Origin of the sequence: Marinobacter sp., from assembly GCF_044799475.1 — a bacterium.
In the GTDB taxonomy this organism is placed as follows: Bacteria; Pseudomonadota; Gammaproteobacteria; order Pseudomonadales; family Oleiphilaceae; genus Marinobacter.
The window spans coordinates 3,558,186-3,578,821 of record NZ_CP085217.1 but is presented as its reverse complement, the minus strand read 5'-3'; the positions used below and the strand labels follow the sequence as shown (position 1 = coordinate 3,578,821).

Annotated in this window: 12 protein-coding genes, 2 tRNA genes and 2 rRNA genes; 12 read left to right on the top strand and 4 right to left on the bottom strand. The window is 56.4% G+C overall.

The window, feature by feature from the left end:
- Positions 1 to 37 precede the first annotated feature (37 nt).
- Positions 38 to 1,246, bottom strand: coding sequence for an acetyl-CoA C-acetyltransferase (locus LG327_RS16420; protein WP_404363553.1), 1,209 nt, complete (start codon positions 1,244 to 1,246; stop codon positions 38 to 40).
- A gap of 245 nt (positions 1,247 to 1,491) precedes the next feature.
- Between LG327_RS16420 and LG327_RS16415 the strand changes: the two genes are divergently transcribed.
- Positions 1,492 to 1,755 carry a late competence development ComFB family protein gene (locus tag LG327_RS16415; protein WP_404363551.1) on the top strand — a complete coding sequence of 88 codons (264 nt, stop codon included), beginning with the start codon at positions 1,492 to 1,494 and terminating at the stop codon, positions 1,753 to 1,755.
- A gap of 40 nt (positions 1,756 to 1,795) precedes the next feature.
- Here the strand turns inward: LG327_RS16415 and LG327_RS16410 are convergent, their stop codons facing one another.
- Entirely contained in the window at positions 1,796 to 4,132 is a 2,337-nt protein-coding gene (locus LG327_RS16410) for a DUF349 domain-containing protein (RefSeq protein WP_404363549.1), read from the bottom strand.
- Between the two features lie 327 nt (positions 4,133 to 4,459).
- Between LG327_RS16410 and LG327_RS16405 the strand changes: the two genes are divergently transcribed.
- Positions 4,460 to 4,972, top strand: coding sequence for a regulatory protein RecX (locus LG327_RS16405; protein WP_404363548.1), 513 nt, complete (start codon positions 4,460 to 4,462; stop codon positions 4,970 to 4,972).
- Here LG327_RS16405 and mltF read toward each other — a convergent pair.
- Positions 4,967 to 6,472, bottom strand: a complete 1,506-nt coding sequence (gene mltF, locus LG327_RS16400; RefSeq protein WP_404363546.1) for a membrane-bound lytic murein transglycosylase MltF — start codon at positions 6,470 to 6,472, stop codon at positions 4,967 to 4,969. The two genes, LG327_RS16405 and mltF, sit on opposite strands and share 6 nt — an antisense overlap.
- Before the next feature lie 435 nt (positions 6,473 to 6,907).
- On the opposite strand from mltF, the gene purL reads away from it, so the two are divergent.
- Positions 6,908 to 10,813, top strand: coding sequence for a phosphoribosylformylglycinamidine synthase (gene purL, locus LG327_RS16395; protein WP_404363545.1), 3,906 nt, complete (start codon positions 6,908 to 6,910; stop codon positions 10,811 to 10,813).
- 599 nt (positions 10,814 to 11,412) lie between these two features.
- On the top strand, positions 11,413 to 11,733 hold the full coding sequence (locus LG327_RS16390) for an NGG1p interacting factor NIF3 (RefSeq protein WP_404363543.1): 321 nt from the start codon (positions 11,413 to 11,415) through the stop codon (positions 11,731 to 11,733).
- Between the two features lie 4 nt (positions 11,734 to 11,737).
- Here the strand turns inward: LG327_RS16390 and LG327_RS16385 are convergent, their stop codons facing one another.
- A complete protein-coding gene (locus LG327_RS16385; protein WP_404363541.1) occupies positions 11,738 to 12,301 on the bottom strand; it encodes an NUDIX hydrolase in 564 nt (187 codons plus the stop codon).
- Positions 12,302 to 12,413: 112 nt separating this feature from the next.
- On the opposite strand from LG327_RS16385, the gene LG327_RS16380 reads away from it, so the two are divergent.
- The 8 genes from LG327_RS16380 (at position 12,414) to LG327_RS16345 (ending at position 20,613) form a co-directional block, all read left to right on the top strand.
- A complete protein-coding gene (locus LG327_RS16380; protein ID WP_404363540.1) occupies positions 12,414 to 12,992 on the top strand; it encodes an NUDIX hydrolase in 579 nt (192 codons plus the stop codon).
- Between the two features lie 9 nt (positions 12,993 to 13,001).
- Positions 13,002 to 13,538 carry a gamma carbonic anhydrase family protein gene (locus LG327_RS16375; RefSeq protein ID WP_404363538.1) on the top strand — a complete coding sequence of 179 codons (537 nt, stop codon included), beginning with the start codon at positions 13,002 to 13,004 and terminating at the stop codon, positions 13,536 to 13,538.
- Positions 13,535 to 13,717: a DUF1289 domain-containing protein gene (locus LG327_RS16370; RefSeq protein WP_404363536.1), complete on the top strand. Its 183-nt coding sequence runs from the start codon at positions 13,535 to 13,537 to the stop codon at positions 13,715 to 13,717. Before LG327_RS16375 ends, LG327_RS16370 begins: the two co-directional genes overlap by 4 nt.
- Before the next feature lie 62 nt (positions 13,718 to 13,779).
- Entirely contained in the window at positions 13,780 to 14,961 is a 1,182-nt protein-coding gene (purT, locus tag LG327_RS16365) for a formate-dependent phosphoribosylglycinamide formyltransferase (RefSeq protein WP_404369499.1), read from the top strand.
- Positions 14,962 to 15,322: 361 nt separating this feature from the next.
- A 16S ribosomal RNA gene (locus LG327_RS16360) occupies positions 15,323 to 16,859 on the top strand.
- Between the two features lie 238 nt (positions 16,860 to 17,097).
- A tRNA-Ile gene (locus LG327_RS16355) sits at positions 17,098 to 17,174 on the top strand.
- A 125-nt stretch (positions 17,175 to 17,299) separates the two neighbouring features.
- A tRNA-Ala gene (locus LG327_RS16350) sits at positions 17,300 to 17,375 on the top strand.
- Between the two features lie 342 nt (positions 17,376 to 17,717).
- Positions 17,718 to 20,613 (top strand): 23S ribosomal RNA (locus LG327_RS16345).
- The 16S and 23S rRNA genes sit together here with 2 tRNA genes alongside, the layout of an rRNA operon.
- Positions 20,614 to 20,636: the final 23 nt, after the last annotated feature.

The window sequence follows — 20,636 nt, the reverse complement described above, 5'->3', positions numbered from 1 at the left end:
TCCTCTCGGTAACTATGTCGAAGGATGAATCGCGGACTCAGCAGCGCTCGATGATGGTGGCGATGCCCATGCCGCCACCCACGCACAGGGTGGCAAGGCCATAGCGCAGTTCGCGGCGTTCCAGTTCATCAAGCAGGGTGCCCAGTATCATGGCACCTGTAGCTCCGAGAGGGTGACCCATGGCGATGGCGCCGCCATTCACGTTCACTTTTTCATCCGGTACAGACAGTTCCCGCTGGAAGCGCATGACCACTGAGGCGAAAGCTTCGTTGACCTCGAACAGGTCGATCTGATCTGCAGTCATGCCTGCCTTGGCCAATGCCTTGCGGGCGGCGGGAGCGGGCCCGGTCAGCATGATGGTGGGATCGGTACTGGTCACTGCGGTGGCCAGAATCCGGGCGCGGGGGCGCAGGCCCAGTTCCCTGCCCTTGGCTTCACTACCGATCAGCATCGCTGTTGCGCCGTCGACGATGCCTGAGGAGTTGCCGGCATGGTGGACGTGGTTGATGCGCTCGACCTGGTGGTATTTCTCCCGGGCGACACCATCAAATCCCATTTCCCCCATCATCTGGAAGGAGGGCTTGAGCTGGCCCAGAGACTCCACCGTGGTGTTGCCACGCACATGCTCGTCCCGGTCCAGAATCACCACGCCGTTCTGGTCGGTGACGGGGATGATAGAGCGCTTGAAATGTCCGTTTTCCCAGGCTTTTGCGGCCTTCTGCTGGCTCCGGACGGCGAAGCCGTCTACGTCCTCGCGGCTGAAGCCTTCCAGGGTGGCGATAAGATCGGCGCCTATGCCCTGGGGCATGAATCCTGTGTGCAGATTGGTCGCCGGGTCTGTTGCCCAGGCACCTCCATCGGAGCCCATGGGGACACGTGACATGGCTTCCACGCCGCCGGCAACCACCAGGTCTTCCCATCCGGAGCGCACTTTCATTGCGGCAAGGTTTACTGCCTCAAGACCCGAGGCACAGAAGCGGTTGAGGGTAACCCCCGCGACCACGTCGTCCCAGTCCGCCGCCAGAGCTGCGGTTTTGGCAATATCTGCGCCCTGGTCACCAACAGCGGTAACGCAGCCCATGACAATGTCATCGACCTGGGTGGTATCCAGACTGTTTCTTTCCTGCAGGGACTTCAACAGGGATGTGAGCAGGGTTATCGGCTTGACGCTGTGCAGCGAGCCATCTTTCTTGCCCCGTCCGCGGGGGGTGCGCACTGCATCGAAGATATACGCCTCGGTGGTCATTTCTGATCCTCTGGTATCGGTGGTAACTGGGCGGGTGTTCCGTTGGTTGGGGACAGGCCCGATGGCTAACCTTACCTGCTGCCGACAGGCCAGGTAATGACGCTCGCGGCCAATCCTGGTGGCTAAACTGCTCACAGGTCTCTCGCAGGATTTCCTCTACCCAATGACAAGGGGCGGCGGCCGTTCTATGGTGTAAGGGTGGTTACGATTTTGTAGTAGCAGTAAACACACATTAAGGGGAAGCCATGTCCATGCTGGATACGATTGATAACTTTTATGAGCGTCTGGTGGCGGACGCGGTGGATGAATCGCGGGAGCCGGAAGATACCGAAGACATGCTGGCAGATATCATGTGTGTTGCTCTGAACCGCCTTCCGCCCCGATATTACCGCCACAAGATCGATATGATGTTCTACCTTGCCGATCCCGAGATGAATGAAATGCGGGCCAAGGTGGCTGAAGCCGTGTTGCATGCCAGGGCCTTCGTAACTCTCCATCAGCGGGATTGAAAACCCATCTGCCGGCCTCGGGGCTGGCAGATGGGGGCGTTCAGAGCATGGTGGCTCTGACCGCCGCGGCCAGACGCTCGGCGAGCGCCTCAGTAATCTCTTCCGCCGACGCAGCCAGGTACCAGGCTGCTACCAGCGCTTCCATCTGTTCCAGGAGGCTGCCAGAATTGCCCGTACCGCTCATGCCTTCTGCAAGACGCTGTACCTGAATTTCCATGCGCCTTGGCTGGTCGTCTTCCGGCGAGGGCAGCGCGGTGATGATTTCCGCCCTGATCACAAGTTCCCTTGCGGGCATGCCGGTAAAGAGTGATGCCAGATCGTGCCATGCTGGCGGACAATCTCCGGCTGCAGGTTCGCCGGTCAGACGCTGGTGAATCAGCTCCTGCCACGTATCCAGTGTCCGGCTGAGAGACGCCTGTTCCTGCAGGCGGGAGAGGCGGGCAATTTCTGTCCGGATGCGCTCGGCCATTGCAGCAGAAAGAGGCTCTGCCTGAACCGCCTTCAGATCCCCAAGAGCTGTGTGAACGGGACCTCCGGTTTCCCCGGAAGGGTCTGTAATTGCGGCGGTTTCGGCAAGGAGGGTTTCAGACCTTTCATTGGCCTCCAGGGTCTGGGAACGTTGCTCCTGTCTCGCGGAGTCCCGGCGGGCGAATACCTGGTCGCAGGCCGCACGGAATTCCTGCCAGAGTTTGCGGTCCTCCCGGTGACGGGTCAGGCCGATCGACTTCCACTCCGCCTGCAGGGCTTTGGCCTGATTCATGGCTTCGGCCAGCGGCTCATGGCTGACAAGTGCCTGTGCCCGTTCCACTACCGACTGTTTGAGCTGCTCGTTTTTCTCCCGTTCTGCATTGAGCGGCGCTTCCACCTGGGTCAGCAGTTCATCAAAACGCTTCTGCAGTGGGCGGTTGTCACGGAAATCCACCGGCCATGCGGCTTTCCATTCATCCCTTGCCACGCGGTGTATCTGTTCCACGGCTTTCCAGTCAGCTGCGGACCAGTCGGTATTCAGAACGAAATGCTCAAGTTCGCCGCAGATCGCCCGACGTTTCTCAAGGTGGTTTTTTTTCAGATCGGATTTGGCCGAAAAATACTCTCTGCAGGGCTCATAAGCCCGGTCGGAAGCCTGCTTGAAGCGCTGCCAGAGGTCCCGTTCGGAGGAACCTCCCAGGTCACGCCACTCGTTCTGTAGCTCCTTGATTTTCTCCGCCTTGACCTCTGGATCCATGGGCTGATCTGCCAGATACTCCATGCTCTTGCACAGTTCGATCTGCTTGGGCTGGGTGGCAAAACCCTGCCAGTCCAGAAGCTCTCTTAACTGCCCACCCAGCAACTGAATTTTTGCCTGGAAGGGTCTGCCATTTCGTGCATCCAGGCGGCGGTGCTCCTGTTGGGCCTGTTTGAACAGCTGCCGTGATTCCCTGAGTTGCCTGGCCTCGAGCGCCGCCTCGAGTCTGTCGAGAGTGTCGCTGAGTGCAGATACCTTCTCTTTCTGCCTGTCTGGCTCTATTTCCGGCTTTGTGTCCGGAGTCTTTGGACGGGCTTCACCCAATGCCGTTCTGAGGCCATTCAGGGCAGCTGGCGGATTGAAACCCTCGGGCCAGTCCAGAGTTTTCAGCAGGTCCCGAGTCCGGCTTTCCCATTCCCCTGTTGCAGATGCGGATTCCACTGCCTGCATCAGTTCGTCAATCTGGTCTGCCTGTTGGCTGAACCTCTGGACAGCCGCAATGTATCCCCGCAGGGCCTGCATCCAGCTTTCATAAGCACGTTGCTCCGATTTTTCCACCTGAGTTTCGCGGGTAGCTTCCAGCCAGCGGTTTTCCTGGGTTTTCTGCAGTGCATCCAGCGAGGCAAGAGATGCGAGAAGGCCTTCCGGCTGCGCTTTAAGCTCAGTGAGCGTCGACTCCAGCATGCTGATCGTATTTGCCCGTTCTTCGGCCCGGTTCTGATGGAGGCGCTGCTGATCCTCCTCGAATTTCATGGCATTGACCCGCTCACGGCACTGGTGAACTGCGTTCAGAAAGGCCGCGGTCTGGCCGGAAGAGGCAAATGGCTCCGCTTCAGACCAGTGTCTGAGGAGATTGTCGAGGCGTGCTTCGTAAAGCCGGGTGTTTTCGGTAACGGCATGCTCTTCTGCCTGGCGGATGGCCTCCTGCACCAGGGTATTCATCCGCTCCTGTTCCGCTTCGGCTTCCCGGATCAACTGCAGCTTCTGCCGCACCATCTGATAAACATTTTTGTCCCGGCCCCGGGCAGCTTTCTGAAGGCGCTGCAAAGCCTCCCGGTCGGTGATGGCTTCTGCTGCCCGCAGGCGGATATCTGAGGATTTTCCCTCGAGAGACAGCATTTCCAGTTGCTGGGTTGTGGGGTTGCTGGTCATGATTTGCTGCTGCTCTGTGACCAGATCCGGTCCGGCAGCTTCTGCCTGAGGTGACGGAGTCACGGGTGTTGAAGATTTGCCAGCGGGGCGGCCCTTGAATAATCTCTGAATGAACGTGGCCATCGGGTACCTTGTCATATGGGTCAGGTCTCAGTGTCAGGAGCTCACAGGCTCCGGGCACCACAAGTCGGCGGTTTCCATCGGGTGGCCCGCCGGATACGATTCGAGCCGGAAGCAGCAGGAATGGAGACATTCCGTGCCTGTTTATTTCCAGCGCGCACAGTTTAGCAGAACGACGGACTTAATCGATCAACCTGGAGGACGAGGATGAAGTCACAAAACCTGACGGATGAGGAGCTTGACCACAAAGCCCGGTCCGTAGCCCTCAGGTTGCTTGCCCGTCGCGAACACAGTCGTTTTGAGCTGGCAACGAAGCTCAGACAGCGCAGGCTGCCAGCTGATGTTATCGCGCCTGTGCTGGACGACTACGAGCACGAAGGCTGGCTGAGCGACGAGCGATTTGCTGAGATTTATGGCCGACAGCGTCGTGATCTCGGCTATGGGCCATTGCGGATTCGCAGTGAGCTGCAACAGCGTGGGGTAGCCATGTGGCCGCCACCCCTGGCCCAGATGACAGATCAGGAGTGGATAAACCTTGCAATTCAGGCTCGAGCGAAAAAGTTTGGACTGGAAAACATCCGGGATGACTGGCCAGAAAAGGCAAGACAGGCGAGATTTCTGTCCCAGCGGGGTTTCAGTGGCGAGCAGACAGAACAGGCGCTGGACGCCATCGGGCCGGAAGAGGGGGCGCTCCCGGAAGACGGTCCGGAAAGCCTATAGGGTCGGAGGGGTCAATCCGAGGGACCGGGGCAGAGCAGATGCATCGTTCCGGGCTGTTGCCGGTAAAGAAGGTTCCAGCCCGGTCCCTGACCCATCAGCGTCCTGTTGCGCCATCTGTGAAGAAGGTGCCGTCGGGTCTTTCATCCAGACCAGAACATCGTAATAGCGGCGAATGTTCTGGACATACACAACCGGCTCGTGCCCCCGGGCGTAGCCATACCTGGTTTTCGAGTACCATTCTTTCTGTGCCAGCAGTGGCAGAAATTCTTTTACGTCCATCCACCGGTCCGGATTTTTACCTGCTGATTCCGTCAGGATCCGTGCATCCTCCAGATGGCCAAAACCCACATTGTAGGAAGCGAGGGCAAACCAGGTCCGATCAGGCTCCGGGATACGCTCGGGGATCTTTGCATGCACCATTTTGAAGTAGCGGGCGCCGCCCTTGATGCTTTTTTCCGGATCCAGGCGGTCATCGATCCCAATATGGCTTGCGGTAGTGCGCGTCAGCATCATCAGGCCACGCACTCCCGTGGGGGATCGTGCATCAGGGCGCCAGTGGGATTCCTGGTAGCCAATGGCAGCCAGCAGTCGCCAATCCAGGTCCTCAGTGGCACCATAATCCTGGAAAAGAGTTTCATACTGGGGCAACCGGTTGCGCACGTGATGTACAAATGTGCGTGCGCCAACGTAGTTCAGGCGGTCAAGGTGGCCATAAAAGCGCTCCTTGATCTGTGCCAGGCTGCCATCGGCCTCCACCCGCTCAAAGAACCGGTTAGCCTCAATGACCAGACTCTGGTCCTGAGCCTGGGGGAATAGCCAGGCCAGGCTCTGGGGGTCGCCCAGACTGAATCCACGCTTGACGTCGGGGAAGAAAACCTGGTTCAGGGCCAGCTCATTGGCATCGACCACCGCAACTGCGAACTCCCCGGCTTCAACCCGTCTGAGAATGCCAGCGGCGTCGAGATCCGCATGGGCTGTCCATGTCAGTGCCTCGTGCTCTTCTGCCAGCTGATTGAGGTGGGCGAGGTGGTAGCTGTCGGCCACTACGTGCAGGACTTGATCTTCCAGATCTTCAAGGCTTTCCGGTCGATCCCTGTCCCGGTTGTAGATGATCACGGACTGGGTGGTCAGCCCTGTGGGGACCGTGTGAAAGCGGGCATTTCGTTCTTCGCTGACCGTGAGGCCGGCCAGACCGATGTGGGCATAGTCCCGATCGAGGACCGACAGGATTTCGGTATTGCTTTCAGCCACACGCACCCTGAGCTCCACGCCCAGTTCTTCGGCAAAGCGTCTTGCCAGTTCATATTCAAAACCGGTTGGGCCGTCACGGCCTTCGAAATAAATAGACGGAGCGTTACGGGTGATGACATGGAGCACGCCCTCGGAGCGGACGTCGTCCAGGGTCGTCGGTTTGGAGCAGCCAATGGTCAGGATCACGAGGCCGGCGATAGCGAGTCGGATCAGCGCGGCAAAGTGAGAGGTCAAATCGTGTTGTGCCAAGTCCTTAGTCTCCCGTACATCATGTCCATAGGTGTACGTTTCATGGGTCTCTCCGATCACTGATCATGAGAACCGGGTAGCCAGAAAGGCTCTGAAGGCGCGGGCAAAGCTTCCATGCGTAAAGAAGATAATCTCCTGAATCCGGCCTTCCGGTCAATCTGGCTGTGTGGTTCATGTGCAAAACCTTGTCAATTATGCCTCTTCTGTTCGGGCTTCGTGGTGGCCAGTGTGATGTGCGGGGCAGGACGCAGGGGGTGCCATGTTGCCAATTCGGACAGCGATCTTGTCTGTATCCCCGGCTGCGTTTCCAGTATTATGGCGCCCGTTCAGACTGACGGGCCTCGGATCGGTGGCTGTGCCACGACGCCAGAGGCACCAGTGAGACCGAACACCACGCTCATCCATCTCCAGATTCGCGCGACACAGGTTTAGACCATGCTGGAACTTCGCGGCGCTCCCGCTCTCTCGCCATTTCGCACAGAAAAACTACTGAGTCAGGTCAGAGGTGCTGTCCCGGATGTCAGCCATCTGTATGCCGAATTCATGCACTTTGTTGATCTGGATTCGGCCTTGTCCGATTCTGAAGCAGATATTCTGGATCGACTGCTGGCCTATGGTCCTTCGGTTTCTGTTGAGAGCCCCGAAGGCGTGCTCTTTCTCGTGATCCCGCGCCCCGGAACTCTCTCCCCCTGGTCGAGCAAGGCCACCGATATCGCTACCAACTGTGGCCTGAAGCAGGTTCGGCGGATCGAGCGGGGCATTGCCTATTACGTCCGGTGCGGAAAAAAGCTGGGCCTTGAGCAGCGGGAACTGATTGCGACGATGCTGCACGACCGCATGACCGAAACTGTATTCCATGAAATGGGAGGGGCGGAGCTGCTTTTCAGCAGGAAAGAGCCCGCGCCTCTGGATCGCGTGCCTGTGCTGAATGGCGGAAAACGCGCTCTCACTGAAGCCAATCAGCGACTGGGCCTCGCGTTGGCAGACGACGAAATTGATTACCTGGTTCAGGCCTTCAGCGATCTCAAGCGGGACCCAACCGATGTTGAGCTGATGATGTTTGCCCAGGCAAACTCGGAACACTGCCGGCACAAGATTTTCAATGCCTCCTGGGACATTGACGGCGAAGGTCAGCCAAAGTCCCTTTTTGCGATGATAAAGAACACCTATGAAATGAACAGCGAAGGTGTGCTGTCCGCGTACAAGGACAACGCTTCGGTCATCGCTGGCAGTCCCGGCGGACGCTTCTTTCCTGATCCCGACACGGGGGTCTACGGCTTTCATCCAGAAGATATTCATATCCTGATGAAGGTGGAAACCCACAATCATCCCACCGCCATTTCTCCCTTTGAGGGCGCAGCCACCGGTTCTGGTGGCGAGATCAGGGATGAGGGCGCGACCGGTCGGGGGTCCAAACCCAAGGCTGGCCTGAGTGGATTTACCGTTTCCGATCTCAACCTCCCGGGCGATACCCAGCCCTGGGAGAAAGGCTACGGCAAGCCTGACCGCATTGCCTCCGCGCTGGATATCATGATCGACGGGCCGATCGGCGCCGCAGCGTTCAACAATGAGTTCGGCCGCCCCAACCTGACAGGTTATTTCCGTACCTTTGAACAGAAGACTCCCGGGCCAGCAGGCGAAGAAGTCCGCGGTTATCACAAGCCCATCATGATTGCCGGAGGTCTTGGCAACATTCGTCCCGGTCATGTAGAGAAGGGAATGATTCCGGTGGGCGCAAGGCTCATTGTTCTTGGTGGGCCTTCAATGCTTATTGGCCTGGGTGGAGGTGCGGCTTCCTCCATGGACAGCGGCACCAGCCAGGAAAATCTGGATTTTGCTTCGGTCCAGCGGGACAATCCGGAAATGGAGCGTCGCTGCCAGGAAGTGATTGACCGCTGCTGGCAGCTTGGCGACAGAACGCCGATCTGTTTCATTCATGACGTGGGCGCCGGCGGCCTGTCCAATGCCATGCCGGAGCTGGTGAAAGATGGCGGGCGCGGCGGTAAATTCGAACTGCGGGACATCCCGAGTGATGAGCCTGGCATGTCCCCGCTCGAAATATGGTGCAATGAATCCCAGGAGCGCTATGTGCTGGCGGTTGCACCCGAAGACCTGGAACGCTTTGATGCCATCTGCCGACGGGAGCGCTGCCCCTATGCGGTGATTGGGGAGGCAACAGAATCCCATCACCTGGCACTTACCGATGCCTATTTTGGTGATGACCCGGTGGACCTGCCAATGAGCGTGCTATTCGGCAAGCCCCCCAGGATGCACCGGAGTGTGCGTCGCTCCTCGTTTACCAAGCCGATCTTTGATTCAACCAGGGTGGGGCTGCACGAGTCCATTCGAAGGATTCTGCGCTTGCCATCGGTGGGCAGCAAAAGTTTTCTCATCACTATCGGGGACAGAACGATCACGGGCCTGGTGGCACGGGACCAGATGGTTGGCCCCTGGCAGGTTCCGGTCAGTGATGTTGCCGTGACCGCAAGTTCCTTTGATGTATACGCGGGCGAGGCAATGGCCATGGGTGAACGCACGCCAGTGGCTGTCATCGACGCCCCCGCCTCGGCACGGATGGCTGTAGGGGAGGCGATTACGAACCTCGCGGCTGCGCCCATCGGCAGGTTGTCGGACATCCGTCTGTCTGCCAACTGGATGGCTGCAGCAGGTCACCCTGGTGAAGACGAAAATCTTTACGAGGCAGTGAAGGCGGTCGGCATGGAGCTGTGTCCGGCACTGGGGATTACCATTCCCGTCGGCAAGGACTCCATGTCCATGAAGACGGTGTGGGAAGATGACAGTGGCGAACAGAAGTCCGTGACTGCGCCTCTGTCGCTGATTATCAGCGGCTTCGCTCCGGTCACGGATGTGAGGAAGACCCTGACGCCCGAACTCAGAAAGGATGCAGGTGAAACTGACCTGGTTCTGATTGACCTTGCGGCAGGTCAGAACCGGCTGGGTGGATCAGCACTCGCTCAGGTGTTTGGCCAGGTGGGCGCAGTGGCACCAGATCTTGATGACCCCGAAGACCTTCGGGCGTTTTTCGCTGTAATCCAGGGTCTCAATGGCGACGACAAGCTGCTTGCCTATCATGACCGGTCAGACGGCGGGCTGTTTGTCACCCTTGCTGAAATGAGCTTTGCCAGCCACGCAGGCATTGATGTCAAGCTTGATGGTCTTGCGGAAGACCCCACCCAGTTTGCCAGAGAGCTGTTTAACGAAGAGCTTGGCGCGGTTATCCAGGTGCGCCGTCGCGATACTGAGTTCGTCCTGCAGCAGCTGTCCGCGGCCGGTCTCGGAGAGCACAGCTCAGTCATTGGGACCATCAATGATGAGGATCGGATCCGCTTTTCTTTCGCGGGCCGTCCAGTTGTTAACGAGTCACGGATGGATCTGCAGCGCCTCTGGTCGGAGACCAGTTACCGTATTCAGTCTCTGAGAGACAATGCCGTCTGTGCAGCCGAAGAATATGAAAACATTCTCGCCACGGATGATCCAGGTCTGAGCGCGGAGCTTGCTTTTGATCCCCGGGAAGATATCGCGGCGCCCTTTATAAATCTGGGTGCCCGTCCGCGGATCGCGGTTCTCAGAGAGCAGGGGGTTAACGGCCAGGTGGAAATGGCTGCAGCTTTTGACAGGGCCGGGTTTGAATCTGTTGATGTACACATGAGCGACCTTCTGTCGGGTCGGGTGACACTGGATAATTTTGAGACTCTCGTGGCCTGTGGTGGATTCTCTTATGGAGACGTGCTGGGAGCCGGAGGTGGCTGGGCCAAATCAATCCTTTTCAACAATCGGGTCCGGGAGCAGTTTGCCGGTTTCTTTGAACGCCCAGACACTCTTGCCCTGGGCGTATGCAACGGCTGTCAGATGCTCTCCAGCCTTCATGAGCTTATTCCTGGCACAGAAGCCTGGCCACGGTTCGTCCGTAATCAGTCGGAGCAGTTTGAGGCCCGACTGGTGATGGTGGAAGTCCAGCCGTCTCCTTCAGTGTTTCTGCAGGGCATGGCGGGTTCCAGGATGCCAATCGCTGTGGCCCACGGGGAAGGGCGCACTGAGTTTCGCAGTGAGGCCCAGACGGCACAACTGGCGCAATCGGGGCAGGTAAGTCTGAGATTTGTAGACAACCTTGGCAGGGTCACGGAGCGTTACCCCTTTAACCCCAATGGTTCCGAGGGTGGAATTACCGGTGTTACGTCAATGGATGGTCGGGTTACCGTTCTTATGCCACATCCCGAGCGGGTATTCCGGACGGCCCAGTATTCCTGGCATCCGGATAGCTGGGGAGAAGATGGGCCCTGGCTCAGAATGTTCCGGAACGCCCGCAGGCAGCTGGGCTAGTGTCCCGCTCTTTTTCCGGGCGATCCATAAGGAAAGCCAGTTGCTTAAGCTTCAGTGGAGCGAAAGTAACCGGCTTTTGTGTTGCCTGTTGCGACAGGTAGCGCGATATGTTACCAGATGTATCAGTTTTTGCCCCGCCTCTATCTGCTTTTCCGAAAGGCCATAAAACCGTCACATTTTCTGGCAGCTGTGCGTCAAAATCCGGAATAAAATTGGTACATCAAGCGCCTTTTTTCCTTGACTTACATTTTTTATGCACATTTCTGGTGCTCTTGTGCCGGTTCTTTAATCAAACTGTCCATCTAAGCTAACACTTTCTCTTGCCATTGCTAACTCACTGAAAAATAGATCAAATACTGTTTAGGCGAATTTGTCGCCAATTTGTCTTATGGGCTGTAATGACGGGCCTTTAGGGGCTGTTCACAAAAACTTTCCCCAGAGTTATCCACAGATTCTGTGGGTAAGTGGGGAAAGCCGCAGCCCGGCCGCAATTTACGCCCGCTGATGCTTTGGCAGCGTGGTTTTTCAGGGCTCCAACGTGCGATTATTGGTCACCGGAAGTGGTCATGTAGTTAAAACTGCCAAAAGAGGAATTGGCCATGTACAAGTTGTGTTATTTCGTACCGGAAAGTCATCTGGAAATCACAAAAGAGGCTTTGTTTGAGGCGGGCGCCGGAAAGATTGGAGACTATGGTGCGTGTGCCTGGCAATGCGAGGGCCAGGGGCAATTCAGGCCTTTGGCCGGCAGTGACCCTTATATCGGGCGCCAGGGAGAGGTGGAAAAGGTAAAGGAGTACAGAGTTGAGCTTGTCTGTGATGATTCAGTCATCCGGCGGGCTGTTGCGGCGCTCAAACATGCCCATCCGTATGAAGAGCCCGCCTACGACATCTTCCGGATGGAGATCCTTGACGGGCTCTAGGAGATTATTCAGAAGTTTTCCCGGTCTCTTCACGCAGGGGATGGCGAATGTCGCTGACCCGCACGGGAAAACTGCGCTGCTCCATGTCATCCACAAAGTGCTCCAGCGTGCGCCTGACAGTGGGAAAAGATATCTCGTCCCAGGGGATCTCAGCAGGGCTGAACAGCCGGGTTTCCAGGGATTCTTCCCCGGCCCCATGCTCAGCGCTTTTCATGGTGGCACGATAGAAAATGTGCACCTGATCAATGTGGGGGACATGAATGACGGTATACAGCTGTTCGATAATGACATCGGCCAGGGCTTCTTCGAGAGTTTCTCTGGCGGCGGCTTCATCAGTGGTTTCAGCATTCTCCATGAAGCCGGCAGGCAGGGTCCAGTAACCGTATCGGGGCTCGATGGCGCGGCGACACAGGAGTATCTGGTTTTGCCAGACCGGGACTGTGCCGGCGACTATCCGGGGGTTCTGATAGTGAATGGTTTTGCAGCTTGGGCAGATATGCCGGTGTCTGTTGTCGCCAGCGGGAACCCTGTGTTCGACAGGGTGGCCGCAGCTGCTGCAATATTTCATGAAAACCCCCATATACTGGATAAAGTTCTAGTGTATATGTCTGTATTACCGGTGTCTCATTCATCCTGGTGATCCAGGCATGGGTATAACCTTATGAAACCGGAGTGTTGCTTTGCGAGACCTGCTGAAAGAGCGTATGGCGGATTATTCACCGCGACAGCTGGCTCTGGATTATCCGGAGGCCGGAATACTGGTCCCGGTGACAGAGAATCCGGCGAAGCCCGAGATCATCTTTACGCTGCGCTCGGCAAACATGACCACCCATCGTGGCCAGGTTTCATTTCCCGGTGGTCGGCGTGATCCGGAGGACGCCTCTCTTGAGCAAACGGCGCTGCGGGAAACGCACGAAGAGATCGGTCTGCCGCCGGACAGGGTTGAGTTAATAGCGCCCCTGAGTCAGGTGGTTTCGCGCTATGGAATTCTTGTGACGCCCTTCGTCGGCATCGTGCCCGAGGCCCATCCTCTTCGTGCCAACCCAGCTGAAATTGAAAGCATCTTCCGTGTCCCTGTCGATTTTTTCCTGGAAGACAGGCGAGAGCGAACGGATGCACTCTCCTTTCTCAACCATACATTTTACGTTCCCTGTTATCGCTGGGGAAAATATCAGATCTGGGGCCTTTCGGCTGTGGTCCTGGTCGACTTTTTGAACGCGGTGTACGATGCCGACATCAATCTTCTTAAACCCAGATAAGGATCAGCAATGATTTTCGAACTTGGTGAACGAAAGCCGGAGCTTCGGGGTGCCCAGCATTTTGTAGCCGACAACGCGACGGTGGTTGGCAGCGTGCTGCTCGATGACCGCAGCAGTATCTGGTTCAACGTGGTGATACGGGGCGACAACGATCTCATTACCATCGGTCCTGAATCCAATGTTCAGGATGGCTCGGTTCTTCATACGGATGCCGGCGTGAAGCTGACTCTGGGTCGTGGCGTGACAGTGGGCCACAAGGCAATGTTACATGGCTGCACTGTGGATGACTTTTCTCTTATCGGAATCAACGCCGTTATCCTTAATGGCGCCCGTATTGGCAAGCATTGTCTGATCGGTGCCAATACTCTTATTCCCGAGGGCATGGTGATCCCGGATGGTTCGCTGGTAGTGGGGTCTCCTGGCAAGATCAAGCGGGAACTCAGTGAGAATCAGCGAAAAATGCTCGAGCTCAGCGCTGCCCATTATGTGGAAAATGCTGCCCGCTATCTCGCCTCACTCAAGCCCCTGGAGGAAGGCAGGGCATGACTGGTGCAGAAAGCGTTCGGTCTCCATGTGTCAGTGTCTGCGCACTGGATGAGTGTGATGTATGCATTGGCTGTCAGAGGACTGTAGATGAAATCATGCACTGGAGTCGGATGAGTAATGAAGAGCGGCTGGAGGTTCTCAGGAAGGTGGCAGGCCGGGAGCAACAGGTGGCACTCTGAGGCTATCCTCTATTAATGACGCCGGGAGAGGCATGAAACCCCTGGAAGATAAAGGTGAAGTGATGGTGAGCATTGGTACTCCCCTGAAAGACGGGGCTTTTCGGGTCCTGTTCTGTGGAGCAGGTGAATTGGGCAAGGAAGTTGTCATCGAACTCCAGCGTCTGGGTGTCGAGGTAATTGCGGTGGATCGTTACGCCGATGCACCGGCGATGCACGTGGCCCACCGTGCCCATGTGATCGACATGCTGGATGCAAGCGCCCTCCGGGCGATCATCGAGCAGGAGCGCCCTGACCTTGTCGTGCCGGAAATCGAGGCCATCGCGACGGCGGAGCTGGTGCGCCTGGAGGATGAAGGGGTGAAGATCATCCCCACGGCCCGGGCGGTTGACCTGACCATGAATCGGGAAGGCATTCGCCGGCTCGCCGCAGAAGAGCTGGGCCTAGCAACGTCGCCATACAGATTTGCCGACGCCAGGGAGGACTATCTGGCTGCGGTGTCCGAAATTGGATTGCCCTGCGTAGTCAAGCCGGTCATGAGCTCCTCTGGGAAGGGGCAGACTCTGGTGCGCGGTGAAACAGAAATCGAACCGGCCTGGGAGTATGCCCAGAGTGGCGGCCGTGCTGGTAAAGGCAGGGTGATTGTCGAGGGTTTCGTAGACTTCGACTATGAGATTACTCTCCTTACTGTGCGTCATGTCAATGGTGTGTCTTTCTGTGAGCCCATCGGTCACCGGCAGGAAGACGGCGACTACCGCGAGTCCTGGCAGCCTCAGCCGATGAGCTCACTGGCACTTGCCAGATCCCGCGAGGTCGCTACAGCGGTTACGGAGAACCTGGGTGGTTATGGCGTTTACGGAGTAGAGCTCTTTGTAAAAGGCGACAACGTTTATTTCTCCGAAGTATCGCCCCGTCCCCACGACACCGGGCTTGTTACGTTGATCTCCCAGGATCTGTCGGAGTTTGCATTGCATGCCCGGGCGATCCTGGGTCTTCCTGTTCCTGTTATTCACCAGTTGGGTCCCTCGGCCTCAGCTGTGCTGTTACCTGAGGGTGTTTCGGAAAATCCGAGGTTTCAGAGGCTGGAGGATGCACTGGCAGAACCGGACACCCAGATTCGATTATTCGGGAAACCGGAGATTTCCGGCCGACGGCGGATGGGAGTTCTTCTCGCCAGGGATAAGACCATAGACGAGGCGCGTTCAAAAGCCAGCCGGGCGGCATCCAGAGTGAGGGTGGTCTTGTAGCCAGGGCGGGTCAGGGGAGAGAAATCTGAAAATATTTCTCCTGGCCCGTTGACTCCTGACAGGGGGTCTGTAGAATGCGCCTCTCTTCGGGTTTAAGCACGAAATTGCCCGCCCCGAAGAACCTGCAACACGCTGATTTGATTGATTAAAATAATGATCACATTTAGCAGTTGACAGGTACGAGGAACGCTGTAAAATGCGCACCTCGATTGAGCCAAACGGCTCCGCTCTTTAAAAAGTTGATCAAGTAATTCGTGTGGGCGCTGGCTGTGATGTTTCGACAAGAAATATCAAGACAGTGACTCGTCGAATTTGAGTTTTGTCTTGAGCAGAAATTGAAGCTTCGGCTTCTGTATGATTTAAACTGAAGAGTTTGATCATGGCTCAGATTGAACGCTGGCGGCAGGCTTAACACATGCAAGTCGAGCGGTAACAGGTCCTTCGGGATGCTGACGAGCGGCGGACGGGTGAGTAATGCATAGGAATCTGCCTGATAGTGGGGGATAGCCCGGGGAAACCCGGATTAATACCGCGTACGCCCTTCGGGGGAAAGCAGGGGATCTTCGGACCTTGCGCTATCGGATGAGCCTATGCCGGATTAGCTAGTTGGTGGGGTAAAGGCCTACCAAGGCGACGATCCGTAGCTGGTCTGAGAGGATGATCAGCCACATCGGGACTGAGACACGGCCCGAACTCCTACGGGAGGCAGCAGTGGGGAATATTGGACAATGGGGGCAACCCTGATCCAGCCATGCCGCGTGTGTGAAGAAGGCTTTCGGGTTGTAAAGCACTTTCAGTGGGGAGGAAGGCTCGGCGATTAATACTCGCCGGGATTGACGTTACCCACAGAAGAAGCACCGGCTAACTCCGTGCCAGCAGCCGCGGTAATACGGAGGGTGCAAGCGTTAATCGGAATTACTGGGCGTAAAGCGCGCGTAGGTGGTTTGATAAGCGAGATGTGAAAGCCCCGGGCTTAACCTGGGAACGGCATTTCGAACTGTCAGGCTAGAGTGTGGTAGAGGGTAGTGGAATTTCCTGTGTAGCGGTGAAATGCGTAGATATAGGAAGGAACACCAGTGGCGAAGGCGGCTACCTGGACCAACACTGACACTGAGGTGCGAAAGCGTGGGGAGCAAACAGGATTAGATACCCTGGTAGTCCACGCCGTAAACGATGTCAACTAGCCGTTGGGGATCTTGAATCCTTAGTGGCGCAGCTAACGCACTAAGTTGACCGCCTGGGGAGTACGGCCGCAAGGTTAAAACTCAAATGAATTGACGGGGGCCCGCACAAGCGGTGGAGCATGTGGTTTAATTCGACGCAACGCGAAGAACCTTACCTGGCCTTGACATGCTGAGAATCCTGCAGAGATGCGGGAGTGCCTTCGGGAACTCAGACACAGGTGCTGCATGGCCGTCGTCAGCTCGTGTCGTGAGATGTTGGGTTAAGTCCCGTAACGAGCGCAACCCCTATCCCTAGTTGCCAGCACGTAAAGGTGGGAACTCTAGGGAGACTGCCGGTGACAAACCGGAGGAAGGTGGGGATGACGTCAGGTCATCATGGCCCTTACGGCCAGGGCTACACACGTGCTACAATGGCGCGCACAGAGGGCTGCAAACCCGCGAGGGGGAGCCAATCTCAGAAAACGCGTCGTAGTCCGGATCGCAGTCTGCAACTCGACTGCGTGAAGTCGGAATCGCTAGTAATCGCGAATCAGAATGTCGCGGTGAATACGTTCCCGGGCCTTGTACACACCGCCCGTCACACCATGGGAGTGGATTGCACCAGAAGTGGTTAGTCTAACCTTCGGGAGGACGATCACCACGGTGTGGTTCATGACTGGGGTGAAGTCGTAACAAGGTAGCCGTAGGGGAACCTGCGGCTGGATCACCTCCTTAAACGAAGTCGGCCATCACGGTCAGAGTCCACACGAATTACTTGATCAGCAGAAGAGAGCAAAGGGTCTTTCAGGCCCGCACTGCCTGGGTCACTGAGTGGTCAGGCAGGGTATTAGCGCTGCAGGTTGTGACAGCTGACAAGGCGCGGATTGAGTGAGTGAAGGAGCGTACATGAGTACGTGACTGAGCGAGCGAAAGCCGCAACGCAGATCAGGTGGCAGAAGATGCAGTGATAATCGGGTCTGTAGCTCAGTTGGTTAGAGCGCACCCCTGATAAGGGTGAGGTCGGTGGTTCAAATCCACCCAGACCCACCAGAATTTCGTGGCTCGGCGTTGCTTCGAAGCTCATGTGCTGTTCGCACACTACGCTTCAAAGCGCCTGGATCCACAAAATTCTATAGCCTGAGAGTCCGTGCACGATTGGACTTTGGTAATATACCGGGGCTATAGCTCAGCTGGGAGAGCGCCTGCCTTGCACGCAGGAGGTCAGCGGTTCGATCCCGCTTAGCTCCACCAAAACCTGAAAGATACACATTGCCTGAACCGCCCCCTGGGTTGGATCAGTGTACAGAAACGAATGTTTCAGTTTCATGAAGCCTTCCTTTCTGATCACTGGGTCAGAACTGCTCTTTAAAAATACGGACAAGATTGAAACATCCGAGAGGATGGATTCCCTGACTGACAGTCAGGCCTTCGGGCCGGATTGATGGTGAGGGGTCTGTTCATCTCAAATGATAACGATCAAGCGTTATCCGGTGTTGTCGTTGAAGTGTTGTTTATGACTTCCAGCGACTGTCCTGTAACTGTCTTCACCTTTGGGTGAGGTGCGGTTGCCTGTCAGTTGTCTTGGGGTTATATAGTCAAGCAACTAAGCGCATACGGTGGATGCCTTGGCAGTCAGAGGCGATGAAAGACGTTGAAGCCTGCGATAAGGCTCGGGGAGCTGGCAAACAAGCTGTGATCCGGGCATCTCTGAATGGGGAAACCCACCTGGTTTCGGCCAGGTACTGTGCACTGAATACATAGGTGTACAGGGCGAACCGGGGGAACTGAAACATCTAAGTACCCCGAGGAAAAGAAATCAACCGAGATTCCCTAAGTAGCGGCGAGCGAACGGGGACTAGCCCTTAAGCTGGACAACTGGTAGGAGAAGGTTCTGGAAAGGACCGCCATAGTGGGTGATAGCCCCGTATCCGAAACCTGAGTTCAGTGAAAACGAGTAGGACGGGACACGTGATATCCTGTCTGAACATGGGGGGACCATCCTCCAAGGCTAAATACTCCTGACTGACCGATAGTGAACCAGTACCGTGAGGGAAAGGCGAAAAGAACCCCTGTGAGGGGAGTGAAATAGATCCTGAAACCGTATGCGTACAAGCAGTCGGAGCGGACTTGTTCCGTGACGGCGTACCTTTTGTATAATGGGTCAGCGACTTATGTTCAGTGGCGAGGTTAACCGTATAGGGGAGCCGTAGGGAAACCGAGTCTGAATAGGGCGAATCAGTCGCTGGATATAGACCCGAAACCGGGCGATCTATCCATGAGCAGGTTGAAGGTGCGGTAACACGCACTGGAGGACCGAACCCACTGTCGTTGAAAAGCCAGGGGATGACTTGTGGATCGGAGTGAAAGGCTAATCAAGCCCGGAGATAGCTGGTTCTCCCCGAAAGCTATTTAGGTAGCGCCTCGGACGAATACCACTGGGGGTAGAGCACTGTTTCGGCTAGGGGGTCATCTCGACTTACCAACCCGATGCAAACTCCGAATACCAGTGAGTACTATCCGGGAGACACACGGCGGGTGCTAACGTCCGTCGTGAAGAGGGAAACAACCCAGACCGCCAGCTAAGGTCCCGAAATTCCAGTTAAGTGGGAAACGATGTGGGAAGGCTCAGACAGCTAGGAGGTTGGCTTAGAAGCAGCCATCCTTTAAAGAAAGCGTAATAGCTCACTAGTCGAGTCGGCCTGCGCGGAAGATGTAACGGGGCTCAAACTGGATACCGAAGCTGCGGCTGTGCACGCAAGTGCACGGGGTAGGGGAGCGTTCTGTAAGCCTGTGAAGGTGGGTTGAGAAGCCTGCTGGAGGTATCAGAAGTGCGAATGCTGACATGAGTAACGACAATGGGAGTGAAAAACTCCCACGCCGGAAGACCAAGGTTTCCTGCGCAACGCTAATCGGCGCAGGGTGAGTCGGCCCCTAAGGCGAGACCGAAAGGTGTAGTCGATGGGAAACGGGTTAATATTCCCGTACCTCGCGTGACTGCGATGGAGAGACGGAGAAGGCTAGGTGAGTCGGGCGATGGTTGTCCCGATTTAAGTATGTAGGCAGGGGGATCAGGCAAATCCGGTCCCTCAATGTCGAGATACGAACACCAGCGCCCTTTGAGGGCGCCAGGTCATTGATGCCATGCTTCCAGGAAAATCTTCTAAGCTTCAGGTCACGTGGGACCGTACCCCAAACCGACACAGGTGGTCAGGTAGAGAATACCAAGGCGCTTGAGAGAACTCGGGTAAAGGAACTAGGCAAAATGGTGCCGTAACTTCGGGAGAAGGCACGCCGGTGGTATGTGAAGTCCCTTGCGGGCGGAGCAGAAGCCGGTCGAAGATACCAGGCCCCTGCGACTGTTTATTAAAAACACAGCACTGTGCAAACACGAAAGTGGACGTATACGGTGTGACGCCTGCCCGGTGCCGGAAGGTTAATTGATGGGGTTAGTCTTCGGACGAAGCTCTTGATCGAAGCCCCGGTAAACGGCGGCCGTAACTATAACGGTCCTAAGGTAGCGAAATTCCTTGTCGGGTAAGTTCCGACCTGCACGAATGGCGTAACGATGGGGGCGCTGTCTCTACCCGAGACTCAGTGAAATTGAAATCGCCGTGAAGATGCGGTGTATCCGCGGCTAGACGGAAAGACCCCGTGAACCTTTACTATAGCTTCACAGTGAACTTTGAGCAGTCTTGTGTAGGATAGCTGGGAGGCTTTGAAGCGGTGACGCCAGTCATCGTGGAGCCAACCTTGAAATACCAGCCTGGACTGTTTGAGGTTCTAACTTCGTCCCCTTATCGGGGATAAGGACACTGTGTGGTGGGTAGTTTGACTGGGGCGGTCTCCTCCTAAAGCGTAACGGAGGAGCACAAAGGTGGGCTAAGCACGGTCGGACATCGTGCGGTTAGTGTAATGGCACAAGCCCGCTTGACTGCGAGACAGACACGTCGAGCAGGTGCGAAAGCAGGTCATAGTGATCCGGTGGTTCTGTATGGAAGGGCCATCGCTCAACGGATAAAAGGTACTCCGGGGATAACAGGCTGATACCGCCCAAGAGTTCACATCGACGGCGGTGTTTGGCACCTCGATGTCGGCTCATCACATCCTGGGGCTGAAGCCGGTCCCAAGGGTATGGCTGTTCGCCATTTAAAGTGGTACGCGAGCTGGGTTTAGAACGTCGTGAGACAGTTCGGTCCCTATCTGCCGTGGACGTTGGAGATTTGAGGAAAGCTGCTCCTAGTACGAGAGGACCGGAGTGGACGAACCTCTGGTGTTCGGGTTGTCACGCCAGTGGCATTGCCCGGTAGCTATGTTCGGACAGGATAACCGCTGAAAGCATCTAAGCGGGAAGCCCCTTCCAAGATGAGATCTCCCTGGACCCTTGAGGTCCCTGAAGAGCCGTTCAAGACCAGGACGTTGATAGGCCGGGTGTGTAAGCGCTGCGAGGCGTTGAGCTAACCGGTACTAATTGCTCGTGAGGCTTGACTATATAACACCCAAGACAACTGCGGA

Bases quoted from the DNA above. Each gene is read 5' to 3' on its own strand.
- LG327_RS16420 (WP_404363553.1), bottom strand. From the start codon at position 1,246: ATGACCACCGAGGCGTATATCTTCGATGCAGTGCGCACCCCCCGCGGA.
- LG327_RS16415 (WP_404363551.1), top strand. From the start codon at position 1,492: ATGTCCATGCTGGATACGATTGATAACTTTTATGAGCGTCTGGTGGCG.
- LG327_RS16410 (WP_404363549.1), bottom strand. From the start codon at position 4,132: ATGACCAGCAACCCCACAACCCAGCAACTGGAAATGCTGTCTCTCGAG.
- LG327_RS16405 (WP_404363548.1), top strand. From the start codon at position 4,460: ATGAAGTCACAAAACCTGACGGATGAGGAGCTTGACCACAAAGCCCGG.
- purL (WP_404363545.1), top strand. From the start codon at position 6,908: ATGCTGGAACTTCGCGGCGCTCCCGCTCTCTCGCCATTTCGCACAGAA.
- LG327_RS16390 (WP_404363543.1), top strand. From the start codon at position 11,413: ATGTACAAGTTGTGTTATTTCGTACCGGAAAGTCATCTGGAAATCACA.
- LG327_RS16385 (WP_404363541.1), bottom strand. From the start codon at position 12,301: ATGAAATATTGCAGCAGCTGCGGCCACCCTGTCGAACACAGGGTTCCC.
- LG327_RS16375 (WP_404363538.1), top strand. From the start codon at position 13,002: ATGATTTTCGAACTTGGTGAACGAAAGCCGGAGCTTCGGGGTGCCCAG.
- LG327_RS16370 (WP_404363536.1), top strand. From the start codon at position 13,535: ATGACTGGTGCAGAAAGCGTTCGGTCTCCATGTGTCAGTGTCTGCGCA.
- purT (WP_404369499.1), top strand. From the start codon at position 13,780: ATGGTGAGCATTGGTACTCCCCTGAAAGACGGGGCTTTTCGGGTCCTG.